The sequence below is a fragment of the Streptomyces sp. NPDC002574 genome (assembly GCF_042889545.1).
Lineage (GTDB): Bacteria > Actinomycetota > Actinomycetes > Streptomycetales > Streptomycetaceae > Actinacidiphila.
In genome coordinates, this window is sequence record NZ_JBIARB010000005.1 from 386,939 (window position 1) to 398,819 (window position 11,881).

9 protein-coding genes and 1 pseudogene are annotated in these 11,881 nt (G+C 70.0%); 4 read left to right on the top strand and 6 right to left on the bottom strand.

The genetic code is table 11. The features are described 5' to 3' along the window. Nucleotides 1-64: 64 nt before the first annotated feature. The 4 genes and pseudogenes from ACFYXS_RS14345 to ACFYXS_RS14360 form a co-directional block, all read right to left on the bottom strand. Nucleotides 65-817: a hypothetical protein gene (locus tag ACFYXS_RS14345; RefSeq protein WP_389247643.1), complete on the bottom strand. Its 753-nt coding sequence runs from the start codon at nt 815-817 to the stop codon at nt 65-67. Between the two features lie 70 nt (nt 818-887). Continuing rightward, nucleotides 888-2,195, bottom strand: coding sequence for a hypothetical protein (locus ACFYXS_RS14350; RefSeq protein ID WP_389247645.1), 1,308 nt, complete (start codon nt 2,193-2,195; stop codon nt 888-890). 134 nt (nt 2,196-2,329) lie between these two features. After that, a pseudogene (locus ACFYXS_RS14355) lies at nt 2,330-2,470 on the bottom strand (flavin reductase family protein); the annotation flags it as partial. Between the two features lie 69 nt (nt 2,471-2,539). Further along, nucleotides 2,540-3,085, bottom strand: a complete 546-nt coding sequence (locus ACFYXS_RS14360) for a GNAT family N-acetyltransferase (protein ID WP_389247647.1) — start codon at nt 3,083-3,085, stop codon at nt 2,540-2,542. Between the two features lie 358 nt (nt 3,086-3,443). Here ACFYXS_RS14360 and ACFYXS_RS14365 point away from each other — a divergent pair, with 358 nt between their 5' ends. Continuing rightward, nucleotides 3,444-4,469 carry an NlpC/P60 family protein gene (locus ACFYXS_RS14365; protein ID WP_389247649.1) on the top strand — a complete coding sequence of 342 codons (1,026 nt, stop codon included), beginning with the start codon at nt 3,444-3,446 and terminating at the stop codon, nt 4,467-4,469. A gap of 251 nt (nt 4,470-4,720) precedes the next feature. Here the strand turns inward: ACFYXS_RS14365 and ACFYXS_RS14370 are convergent, their stop codons facing one another. After that, nucleotides 4,721-5,395, bottom strand: coding sequence for a histidine phosphatase family protein (locus ACFYXS_RS14370; protein WP_389247651.1), 675 nt, complete (start codon nt 5,393-5,395; stop codon nt 4,721-4,723). Nucleotides 5,396-5,899: 504 nt separating this feature from the next. Here ACFYXS_RS14370 and ACFYXS_RS14375 point away from each other — a divergent pair. Continuing rightward, nucleotides 5,900-7,003, top strand: coding sequence for a sensor histidine kinase (locus tag ACFYXS_RS14375; protein WP_389247653.1), 1,104 nt, complete (start codon nt 5,900-5,902; stop codon nt 7,001-7,003). Between the two features lie 100 nt (nt 7,004-7,103). After that, complete coding sequence (locus ACFYXS_RS14380) at nt 7,104-7,286, top strand: hypothetical protein (RefSeq protein WP_389247655.1); 183 nt, start codon at nt 7,104-7,106, stop codon at nt 7,284-7,286. Nucleotides 7,287-7,312: 26 nt separating this feature from the next. Here ACFYXS_RS14380 and ACFYXS_RS14385 read toward each other — a convergent pair whose 3' ends face one another. Further along, nucleotides 7,313-7,876 (bottom strand): PadR family transcriptional regulator, encoded by a 564-nt coding sequence (locus ACFYXS_RS14385; RefSeq protein ID WP_389247657.1) that lies wholly within the window; start codon nt 7,874-7,876, stop codon nt 7,313-7,315. Nucleotides 7,877-8,188: 312 nt separating this feature from the next. On the opposite strand from ACFYXS_RS14385, the gene ACFYXS_RS14390 reads away from it, so the two are divergent. Beyond that, the gene (locus ACFYXS_RS14390; RefSeq protein WP_389247659.1) at nt 8,189-11,731 is read left to right on the top strand and encodes a choice-of-anchor D domain-containing protein; all 3,543 of its coding nucleotides are present in this window, start codon (nt 8,189-8,191) and stop codon (nt 11,729-11,731) included. Nucleotides 11,732-11,881 lie beyond the last annotated feature (150 nt).

The following is an 11,881-nucleotide window of genomic DNA, read 5'->3' on the forward strand; positions in this document are numbered from 1 at the left end:
CCTCGGATGATTCGAGCAACGGGTAACTACGGATGAGAACGAGGGAAGGGTGATTGGGACGCGGTCAGGCGGTGGCGGAGCGTTGTGCTGTGTCCTGTTCGGGGACGCCTTCCGAGTTGCGGGCCTCGTGCCAGGCGGATCTGCGCAGATGACGTTCGGGGTCGCGGACGCCCGCGATCTCACCCAGACCGATGATGTACGGCCGTAGATTGCACTGGAGTTCGCGCAAGGCCTGCCGGAACTCCGCATTGCCGGGCCAGGCCGACTCGTTCTCTTCGGGGTGGGCCTCCTCGAAGGCACGCAGCCGGGGATGCCAGGTGGCCAGGAAGGGCGCGAGTTCGAAGTTGAGTATGTCCAGGACTAGTTCGTGGACGGAGTCGCCGTTCGCGGGAGGAGGCGTAGCGCTACCGGACTCCAGCGGTTCGCGGTACATGTCGAACAGCATCTTGAGGGACGTGAGGGCTTCGCGCAGATTGCCGCTTCCATCGTCCAATGGACGGGTTGCCACACGCGTCGCGGCCTGAAAGAACATGCGCAGCGCCGCCTGCCGCATGTCCATGTTCGCCTTGAACGTCATCTCGCTGCCCGGGAGGACCAGCCGCACCTCGGTCAACTGGACCGACCTGCGGTAGACATCGCTGCCGAGTACCAGGGCGACTCCAACCACACCGCCGACCGCGACGGAGAGCCACTGGCCTCCCGTCTGGCTGATGGAGTACGCGGCGACGCCGATGACTGCACCGACTGCCGCGGCCAGCACCGCCCGCCCCACCGTGCGTCTCGCAGCAGCGATGGTCCACCCCCGACGCACCGTCACCTCTTGTGTCCTTTCCCCGGATGGCTCGTTGCACGGACACCCTGTCCGTGCTGGTGGGGAACCTACCGGGTCAGGTGCTCTGGCGCAGGCGCCCCAGCCCGCGGCATGCCAGGGCGGCGATCTCCTGGGGGTAGTGGGAACCCGCCAACTGCTGGTTCTCCTCGTCGGTCAGGCCGTTGTACAGGCCAGTCCACGTGGGAGCGTTAGTGAGTGCCCGAAGCCGCTCCAGGCCGTCGAGGAAGCGGGGATCGGGCGGGGTGGCGTCCGAGGGATGGGGTACATCTGGTGCACCGGTGAGGCCGAGCGTCTTGGCGATCTCGGAAGTGACTCCGCCGTAGCCAGCCGCGAGATAGACGGGCAGCCCGGCTTCCAAGGCCAGCAGAGCTTCTTCCACGAGCCCCGGCATGGTCCCGAGGAACCCTCCTCGCTTGCCACCGAGGAGCAGATGCCCGTCCACATGGCGCATGAGGTGGCGACGCATGCCGGTGAGTGCGCGGTGCCTGATCTCTGGGTCGGCCTCGGGCACAGGGGCCTCGCCTCGGTCGGCGGCGGGGTTGACCGGTTCGCCGTCAATACTCAGGCAGACGATCTCACCGTAGCGTCCGAACTCTTCTCGATGGCGATCGAGTTCCGACAGTGGCAGTCTGCGGTGCTCGGTCCAGGCGAGGCAGTTGAGCAACGGGCGGGACGAGGGCGCGTACGTCCGCATCTGCTCGATCAAGAAGAGGGTGTAGCCGTCTTGCCGCAGGTTTCCTCCGTAGGCCAGCTTGCCGCCCGCCGTCACGACGAGCTGCGCGAGTTCACCGAGGACCGTGCGGAACTGGGTTTCGGCCAGGCCCAGCCTGTCCAGGTCTGCACTGGTTGCGACCGAGATACCGATCCGCATTCCCTTCAGGGCTTCGGTCGGCAGTACGTCGGACATGTACGTCCCTCCGTTCTCGCGCATACGGTCCCGGCCCAAGGCGACGAACTGCTGGGGGGTCATGGACTCGAAGACCAGCCCTCTCAATGACGCGACATCCTTCAGCTGCGCGGCTTCGGTCGGTCGGACAGGGACGCCGGCGTGCAGGACGCTGAACCGGCGGATCGTAGACCGGCCTGCGGTGGTCTGCGTGTGTCTCTTCAGTTCCGCCGTGAGCGTTTCCGCTTCCGGCGGGTGGAAACTCATCCGGGTCGTCGATTCATCTACGTACCGCCGCAAGCACGTGCTCTGGTGCCGCCACAGAGCGTACGACAGGTAGTCGTCCACCAGGAGGTTCACCCCACGGAAGACGTCCGCCTCCGACCACCCATCTTCGAGCATGCGCACGCGCACCCAGCGCGCGTTCCCAGCGAGCGACGAGGCTCTCTCCTCGCCGTGGGTGAGGGCGTCAAGCATGACGATGGGAACCCCCTCCCGTTTCGCGGTCCACAGGTCCTCCGGACACCAGTGCCGCGTGGAGTACAGGTCGGTGTCGACGGCCAGGAAGGCGCCACGCCCGGCGTTCTCCGGGACCGCTACCGCTTTCCTCAGAACTTCGCAGGGGCGAGATTCGCCGTCCCCGCCTCGCTCAGGGTCGACACCCACGCGATGGGCCGCGGCACGACCACCGAGGTCAGCAGCTTGTAGAAGGGGGTGCGGCCCATGACCTCGGGATCGAAGTCGATACGCATGGCGGCCAGTATCCCCTTCGGCGCGCGCCGATCCCAACGCCCCTCTCGCCGGTGCGCCGGGGCCGGCGATCACGACTCCCGGGACAGGCCCCACGTCTGCAGGGCGAAGGCACGCCCCTTCTCCTCCCCCTCGATCAGCGGCACGTCGAGCAGGCGGAACCCCGCCTTGGTGGCCACGGCGACGCTCGCGGCGTTCTCGGCCTCCAGCTCCAGGATCACCTGCTGCAGGCCCAGTTGCCCGAAGGCGTACGCGGTCATCACCCGGACCGCGCGCACGGCGAGCCCCTGGCCTCGGTGCGCGGGACCGATGGCGTAGCCGATCTCCGCGCCCTCGGGGGCGCGGCGCAGCATCACCTCGCCGAGCGGCGCGCCGCCGTCGACGGTGACGGCGAGCAGGATCGTCGTGCCGTCCGCCCGCATGCGCCGGTCCCGGTCCAGTCGTGCGCGGGCGGCCTCTTCGTCGAAGGGGGAGACGATCGGCGTCCAGTACGCGATGTCGGGATGGTCGAACAGATCCGGCATCGCGGCCAGGTCCGCTTCCGTCCAGTCGCGCAGGACGAGGCCTTCCCCGGCGAGTTCGAGCCGCGAGGGAAAGGGCGACGTCGTGCTCGTCATGGTGCGGATCCTCCCTGGCATGTCGGAGCAGGCAGCATAACCGGGTCCGGCCGCCGGGGCAGGCGGACCGGATTTCCGGTGCTCTGCGTCAACCCGACCTCACTGTGTGTGCGATGTGTGCAGAGAAAGGGCCCATGAGAACGACTTTATTTCATAAGGGATTTGATCCGATCACAAGATGGTCACTAGGGTCAGGTCTCGAACCTCTGTCCAGCGATCACCCAATCGGGGTGGCGGCAGAGGTCCCGCCGATCCGAAGTGGCGTGCGTACGACGGGGGAACGCCGACACTCGGGGCCGGGGAACCGCGGTTCCCGACGCACGCGGCAGGCGGCTGGAGGAAGAAGGAGCTCGCCCGAGTGGCGTCCCACCGTCGACCCAAGCAGACCAGTCGCACCCGCATCACGGTGCTCACCGCGACCGCCGCCGCAGCCGTGGCGATCTCCGCCCAGGCCGCCCAGGCCGCTCCCGCCAAGCAGTCCGTCAAGAGCGTCAAGGCCAAGGTCGACGCCCTCTACGAGCAGACCGAGCAGGCGACCGAGAAGCTCAACGGCGCCAAGGAGAAGCAGGAGCAGCTGCAGAAGCAGGTCGACAACATCCAGGACGAGGTCGCCCGCCAGCAGGACGAACTCAACGACCTCCAGGACGACCTCGGCACCCTCGCCAGCGCCCAGTACCGCAGCGGCGGCATCGACCCGACGCTGCAGCTCTTCCTCTCCACCGACCCGGACACCTACCTCGACAAGGCGTCCACTCTGGAAGCGTTGAGCACCAAACAGGCCGAGGGCCTCCGGCAGATCGCGGAGAAGAAGCGCAGCCTCGCCCAGCAGAAGGCGGAGGCGGCGAGCAAGCTCACCGAACTCGACCGGACCCGCACCGAACTGGCCAGGAAGAAGAAGCAGGTCCAGGGCAAGCTGGCCGAGACGCAGCGGCTGCTCAACTCACTGACCGCCGCCCAGCGCGCCGCGGTCGCCGCCGCGGACGCCGGCGCCGGCGTGGGCAACCAGCACGTCAACCTCGGCAACGACACCCCGGCCACCAGCCGTGCCGCCGCCGCCCTCGCGGCCGCGCAGACCCGGATCGACATGCCGTACGTCTACTCGCACGCGGGTCCGACCTCGTTCGACTGCTCCGGCCTCACCTTCTGGGCGTACGCCCAGGCCGATGTCACCATCCCCCGGATCTCGCAGGACCAGGCCAACGCCGGGACCCGCCTGTCGATGAGCCAGTTGCAGCCCGGCGACCTGGTGATCTTCTACGGCGACCTGCACCACGTCGGCCTCTACGCGGGCAACGGCATGGTCCTGCACGCGCCCCACTCCGGCGCGCTCGTCCGCTACGAGTCGATCAACAACATGCCGTTCCAGTTCGGCGTCCGTATCTGATCCTGGATCTGATCCTGGATCTGATCCCGGATCGGCTCACCGAGCCGGGGTCTTCGGGGTGTCACAGGCCGGCCACCGCCCCGCCACAGCCGCCCCGGGACCTGTGCGGGTGTCGACGACGCCACGCCTCAGGGCATCGTCGCCGAGGCCGGCCAGGAGCGGATGAAGGCGGCCACCGAGGCACCCCGACACGAACGGGAGGCGCCCGTCGCCGGTGTCACCGGCAACGGGCGCCTCTCACTGACGGCCCGTCAGGAAAGCGGCGGTGCGGCGGCGTTCGCCTGCTCCAATGGCGCATGGTGGCGGAGAGTCGTGAAAGGCGTCCCGTGGACGGCGAGCGGAACGCTCCCGGCCGGACGAGAGGGCTCCCGCTCCGCCGCGTGGGCGGGGGTGACCTGCCAGCCGGTGTCCGTGGAAACGAGCGACACCGCCGACAGCGGCCGCACGTCGAGGTGCCAGAAGGTCCTCGCCGGCGCCAGAAGTGCGTGCACGAGCAGGGCGCGCACGACGGCGGGCTCGACGACGGCGAGAGTGGGCCGGGTGCCACGCGGGAGTTTGATGAGCCAGTCGGCCGCCCGGTCGCACAGGTGCCGGACGGATTCACCGCCGTGCGGCGCGGCCTCGGGGTCGGTCAGCCACAGGGACAGGCCGTACGGGTCCATGGCCGCGATCTCCGCGCGGGTCCGTCCCTTCCAGCGACCGCAGTCCAGGTCCCGCAGCGCGGGCTCGACCGTCGGCTCGAGGCCGAGCGCCTCGGCGGTCCGGGCGCAGCGCGTCGAGGGCGCCCTGATGGTCAGCGGGTGGGTGACGAACGCGGGGAGGGTCACGCTGCCGGGCAGCCGCTTCCCCACGGGCTCGTCACCGAGGACCGCTTCGCGTCCTCCGGTCGCGGTGGCCGCGCACAGAAGGGTCAGGTGGATCGCCATACGGTGGCCTCCTTCCTTTCCCGGTCGGGTACCGGGCGTCCTGTGAGGCTCCGGCAACCGTTCTCCCACACGGTCCGTGGGCTGTCTGCCGCCACTCGGGTGACGAGGCGACGTGAGGAGGGAGCAGGCGCCGACCGTCGGTGCCGCGGTCCGTGGATACGGGGATACGTGGACACACGTGGACCTGCGTGGACAGGTGTTTCCTGGTTACAGCATGGCGTCCGGCGTCCCCGGGATCCATCCACCGGTCGGCGGCTGTTGCCTCCACCGACCGGCGGGACGGCATCCGCCATCCGGCCGGTAGCGCGGCGCGCGCAAGGGGTACGGCCCCGGGCGGGGTAGGCATCCGATCATGGCCCCATGCCGTACGGCGCGCACGATTCCGCCGGCCCCGGGCGTCCGGCGACCCGTGGCGGGAGCCCCGCGCACGCCCCGCCCCGGTGAGGGCGCCGGCCCGCGGCGTACCGGCGCGTGCGGCCGTCCGTGCCGGCGGGCCGACGGATGATGAGGTTCCGCACGCCGCCCCCCGTGCTGCTGGACGTGGTCCTCGTCTTCTTCGCGCTGCTCGACGTGCGCGTCAACGTCCATTTCAACGACTCCGCCAGCCTGGCCTGGGGCCTGACGGCCGCGCTCTCGCTGATGCTGCGCCGCCACCGACCGCTGCTGACGTTCCTGCTGACCCTGCCCGCCGTGCTCGTGTCGTCCGCGGTGTTCGCGTCGCTGGCCGCCCTGTACACGCTCGCCACGTTCACGCGGCGGCGCACTCTGCTGGCGCTCTGCGGCATCGCCTTCACGCTCTGTGACGTACCACCGTGGCCCTCGATGAACTTCGACCTCACGCAAACGGCGACGTTCATCACCCTCGGCTACACCGCTACGACCGCGGCCGCCCCCCTCTTCCTCGGACAGCTCGTGCAGGCCCGTCGTGACCTCTCGCTCCGGCTCCGGGAGATCTCCGAGGCCCGCGACCACGAGCGGCTGCTCACCGACCAGACGGTGCTGGCCACGGAGCGTGCCCAGCTGGCCAGGGAAATGCACGACGTCGTCTCCCATCAGGTCAGCCTGATCGCCGTGCAGGCCGGTGCCCTGCAGGTCGGCGCGCCGGACGCGGCCGTCAAGGAGACCGCGGGGACGATCCGGCGGCTGAGCGTGCAGACCCTGGACGAGTTGCGGCACATGGTGGACGTTCTGCGAGCGGCCGGCAGCCGTCCGACCGAACTGACACCGCAGCCGTCCGTGTCGGACCTCGAACGGCTCGTCGGCGGCAGCGGCATCGAGGCCGACCTCGACATGGATCTGCCGGAGGGGCTCCCGGCGCCCGTCCAGCGTGCCGTCTACCGCACGGTCCAGGAGGCCCTGACCAATGTGCGCAAGCACGCGCCCGGCGCACGGGCCACCGTGCGGATCCGGCGCGAGGCCGGCGTCGTCCGGGCGACGGTCACCAACGGCCGGCCCACCCGCCGGCCCCTTCCCCTGCCGAGCGCGCGGTACGGCCTGGTCGGACTGCGGGAGCGTGCCGCGCTGCTGAACGGCACGTTCAGTTCGGGGCCCACGGCCGAGGGGGGTTACGAGGTCCGCCTGGAGCTGCCGGTCGAGGGCCCGACGTGACCGGCACCGGATCCACCCGTACGGCGTATCTCCGGCGACCGCGCCGGTGCCGATGGTCCGACAGTGCACCAACGGCCCTGAGGAGCCCGAGCAGCACGACGTGCCACGGCCCCGTGGGACGTCCCCGGAGGACGGTACGCGGCCGGCCGCCAAGGAACCCGGCGCCGAGGCGCGCCCGCTGCTGCTGCAAGTCCTCGACGAACTGTGCGCCCGCGGCCTGTTGCGACTGGACCCGCGGGTCCCGCCGTCCCGGCCCGCGCCCCCGCGGGACGGGGACCGGTGAGGGGGGACGCGACGGCACGGCCCCGCTCAGGCCGGAAGCGTGGACCGCCGTTCCAGGACGGTCAGCGCCCGCTCGGCCCAGCGGATGTTCTCCTCCTCGAAGGCACGGCCGCGCATCAGGGTCAGGTACGGGCCGACCCGTTCGGCGCCGGTGAGGAACTGCTCCTCGGTGCGCCCGGCGAGCAGGCGCTCACGGTCCAGGTCGTAGCGCGCCGACTTGGCCCGCGAGGACTCCAGGAGCTCCGCGATCGCGGTATGGACGGCGGCCGCGTCTCCCCCGTCCACCGCCTGGACCTTGACCAGCAACTCGTCGCGGATCGCGGTCGGTCTGGCGGGTTCCGCGGTGAAGTCGTGCAGCGCCTGGTGCCCGGCGGCGGTCAGTGAGTACAGGCGCTTGTTGGGCCGGCGCTCCTGGAGGACGACCCGGGCCTCGATCAGCCCCTGGGACTCCATCCGGTCCAGTTCCTTGTAGAGCTGCTGGGGGGTGGCCATCCAGAAGTTGGCCACCGACGCGTCGAACCTCTTGGACAGGTCGTAGCCGGACGCTTCCCCCTCCAGGAGGGCCGCCATCACCGCGTTGCGCAATGCCATGGCCGGATATTACGCCTTCTTGACTAGACAAGAAGACCACTAGCCAATCATTTGCCCGTGACCGCCACATCGGCACCACCCCCGGGACCGTGCAGTGGAGCGCAGATTCTTGCGCAAAAAAGTTACTTTCTCGCGAGAATGAGCCTGGATATTGCGGCGCTGTATCCGCGACATTACGGTGCCCCTTGCGTTGGCGCTCCACCCCCCTGGTGCAGAACAGACATTCTGCGCCGAAAGGAGCATGTGATGTTTCGTATACCCCCCATCCTCCGAAGCCGGAGACGGCCGTCCTTAAGACGAGCCGTCGCTGTCATGGCCGGCACCACACTGCTGACCACCGGCGGCGCGCTCGCGCTGACCGCCACCCCGGCCTTCGCCGCGGCCGCCACCGGCGGCAGCGGCGCGAACCTGCCCTACGTCGAGGTGCAGGCGGAGAACTCCACCACCAACGGCACCCTGATCGGCCCGAGTTGGACCTACGGTGAGCTCGCGGACGAGGCGTCGTACCGCAAGGCGGTGACCCTGCAGGGCAGCGGGAAGTTCGTCACCTTCACCACGCCCGTGGCGACCAACTCGATCGACTTCCGCTACAGCATCCCGGACACCGCCGGCGGCTCGGCCTATACCGCCCCGCTGTCCTTCGCCATCAACGGCGCCGCACAGCCCGACTTCACCCTCACCAACGCCTACAGCTGGTACTACGGCAGCTACCCGTTCACCAACACCCCGGGCAGCAACCGGCACCACTTCTACGACGAGGTCCACCGGCTGCTGCCGCAGACGTATCCGGCGGGCACCACCTTCACCCTCCAGGTGGGCGCCGGCGGCACCACGACCACCATCGACTTCGCCGACTTCGAGCAGGTCGGCGCGGCCCTCCCGCAGCCGGCCGGCTCGGTCTCGGTCACCAGCAAGGGCGCCGACCCGACCGGCGGCAGCGACGCCACGGCGGCCTTCAACGCGGCGATCAGCGCGGCCGGGGCCGGCGGCACGGTGTGGATCCCGTCGGGCACGTTCAAGATCCCCGGCCACATCACGGTCAACAACGTCACCGTGGCCGGTGCGGGCATGTGGTACTCGACGGTGACCGGTGCGGCGCCCGGCTTCTACGGGCTCGGCGAGCCCGACAGCTGTGGGGTCGGCGGCAATCGCGGGGTCAGCAGCAACGTCCACCTCTCCAACTTCGCGATCTTCGGCCAGGTCGGCACCCGCAACGACTGCGACCAGGTCAACGGCATCGGCGGCGCGATGAGCAACTCCTCCGCGTCGAACATCTGGATCGACCACCTGAAGGTCGGCGCCTGGATGGACGGCCCGATGGACAAGCTGACCCTCAGCGGGCTGCGGATCCGCGACACCACCGCCGACGGCGTCAACTTCCACGGTGGCGTCACCAATTCGACCGTCACCAACAGCGACATCCGCAACACCGGTGACGACGGTCTGGCGATGTGGGCGGACTCCGCCCTCGGCGCCGACGCCAATGACAGCTTCTCCAACAACACCGTGCAGCAGCAGATCCTGGCCAACGGCATCGCGATCTACGGCGGTCACGACAACACGGTGAGCGGCAACCTGGTGGTGGACTCCGGTCTGGCGCAGGGCGGCGGCATCCACGTCGGCCAGCGCTTCACCTCCACGCCGGTGGGCACGACCGACATCACCAACAACACGATGATCCGCGACGGCAGTCTCGACCCGAACTGGCAGTTCGGTGTGGGAGCGCTCTGGTTCGACGGCAGTCAGGGCGCCATCACGGGACCGATCAACGTGAGCAACGCGCTGATCCAGCAGAGCCCCTACGAGGCGGTGCAGTGGGTCGAGGGCACGGTCAGCGGCGTCCACCTCAGCAATGTGACGATCGCGGGCACGGGAACGTTCGCGCTGCAGGAGCAGACCGGTGGCGCGGCCACGTTCACCAACGTCACGGCGACCGGCGTCGGCGCCTCGTCACCCGTCTACAGCTGTGAGGGCCCCAACTTCACGGTCACCGACGGCGGCGGCAACTCCGGCATCTCCGGGACACCCTTCTGCGGCGGCTTCCCCACGCCGGTCTTCCCGCCCTACCCCGTCACCGGTGTCACGGCCTCCCCGGGCGCGCTCAACTTCGGTTCCGTCGCCACGGGTTCCACCAGCGCCGCACAGACCGTGACGGTGTCCAACCCGACCGGCACCGCCGCCGCCGTGTCCGCGCTGGCCACCTCGGGCGACTTCGCGCAGACCAACACCTGCGGCACGTCGGTGCCTGCGAACGGCTCCTGCACCGTCAGCGTCACCTTCAGGCCGACCGCGTCCGGGGACCGCACCGGCACCCTGGCCGTCACAGCGGGCGGCAACACCAGCACCGTCACCCTGGCGGGCACCGGCATCGCGCCCGGCCCGGTGCTGAACACCAACCCGGCCAATCTGTCCTTCGCCGGCACGGTGGTCGACTCGACGGCCACGCCGCAGACGGTGACCGTCACCAACTCCGGCACGAGCGCGGCCACCGTGTCGTCCGTCGCGGCGACCGGTGACTTCACCGAGACCGACAACTGCGGGGCGCTGCCGGTCGGTTCGTCGTGCGTGGTGACCGTCACCTTCAAGCCCACCGCGGGCGGTACCCGCAACGGCACCCTGACGCTGACCAGCAACGCCAACAACAGCCCGACGAAGGTCGCGCTCGGCGGCACCGGCATCGACAGCGGCACGAACATCGCCGCCGGGCGCCCGGCGTCGGCGAGTTCCACCAACGGCACCTTCGCCGCGGGCAACGTCACCGACACCGACGCCTCCACGTACTGGGAGAGCGCCAACGGCAACTTCCCGCAGTGGGTACAGGTCGACCTGGGCCAGAACTACAGCGTCGGCAAGGTCACCCTGAAGCTCCCGCCGTCCACCGCGTGGGCGACCCGTACCGAGACCCTGTCCGTGCAGGGCTCCACCAACGGCACCAGCTTCGACACCCTGGCGGCGTCCGCCGCCCGGACCTTCGACCCGAACGCCAACAACAACACGGTGACCGTGACCTTCCCGGCGGCGACGGCCCACTACGTACGGATCAACGTCACCGCCAACACCGGCTGGAACGCGGCCCAGTTGTCCGACCTCCAGGTCTTCCCGAGCGGCGGCACCGGCAACCCGACGTCGCCGACCCTGACGGTCAGCCCGACGTCGCTCACCTTCTCCGCCCAGACGCCCGGCACCACCAGCGCCGCGCGGAACGTGACGGTGACCAACACCGGTACGGCCGCCGCGTCGATCTCCTCGGTGACCGCCTCCGGCGACTTCGCGCAGAGCAACACCTGCGGCACCTCACTCGCCGCGGGCGCGGGCTGCACCGTCGCGGTGACCTTCACCCCGACCGCGTCCGGCACCCGCACCGGCACCCTGACGATCAACAGCAACGCGACCGACAACCCGACCACCGTCGCCCTCTCGGGCACCGGCAGCGGCACGGTGGCCACCAACCTGGCGGCCGGCCGGCCCACCACCGAGTCCAGCCACACCGACGTCTACCCGTCCTCGAACCTGACCGACGGCAACCAGGCCACCTACTGGGAGAGCGCCAACAACGCCTTCCCGCAGTGGGCCCAGGTCGACCTCGGCTCGGCGCAGAGCGTGAGCAAGGTCGTCCTGAAGCTGCCGGCCGGCTGGGGCGCCCGCAACGAAACGCTCTCGCTCACCGGCAGCACCGACGGTTCCGCCTTCAGCACCCTCAAGTCGTCCGCGTCCTACAGCTTCACCCCGGGCGCGAACAACACCGTCACGATCACCTTCACCGCGTCCACCCAGCGCTACGTCCGGGTGACCGTCACCGCCAACGACGGCTGGCCCGCGGCCCAGCTGTCCGAGTTCCAGGTCTGGAACATCTGACCTGGCACGCCCCGCAGACCGTCCGTGCCGCCCGGTGCCCGCGCACCCGGCGGCCCGGCCGGCCCGGCGGCTCCGCGCGGCGGGAGCCGAGGGGGGCCGCGCGGCCCCCGGGGGGTAACCCCTCGGCCCCGGGCCCGGGCGCCGGGGGCG

Coding starts and splice junctions, on each gene's coding strand:
- ACFYXS_RS14375 (WP_389247653.1), top strand. CDS start 5,900: ATGAGGTTCCGCACGCCGCCCCCCGTGCTGCTGGACGTGGTCCTCGTC.
- ACFYXS_RS14360 (WP_389247647.1), bottom strand. CDS start 3,085: ATGACGAGCACGACGTCGCCCTTTCCCTCGCGGCTCGAACTCGCCGGG.
- ACFYXS_RS14385 (WP_389247657.1), bottom strand. CDS start 7,876: ATGGCATTGCGCAACGCGGTGATGGCGGCCCTCCTGGAGGGGGAAGCG.
- ACFYXS_RS14350 (WP_389247645.1), bottom strand. CDS start 2,195: ATGCTTGACGCCCTCACCCACGGCGAGGAGAGAGCCTCGTCGCTCGCT.
- ACFYXS_RS14370 (WP_389247651.1), bottom strand. CDS start 5,395: ATGGCGATCCACCTGACCCTTCTGTGCGCGGCCACCGCGACCGGAGGA.
- ACFYXS_RS14390 (WP_389247659.1), top strand. CDS start 8,189: ATGGCCGGCACCACACTGCTGACCACCGGCGGCGCGCTCGCGCTGACC.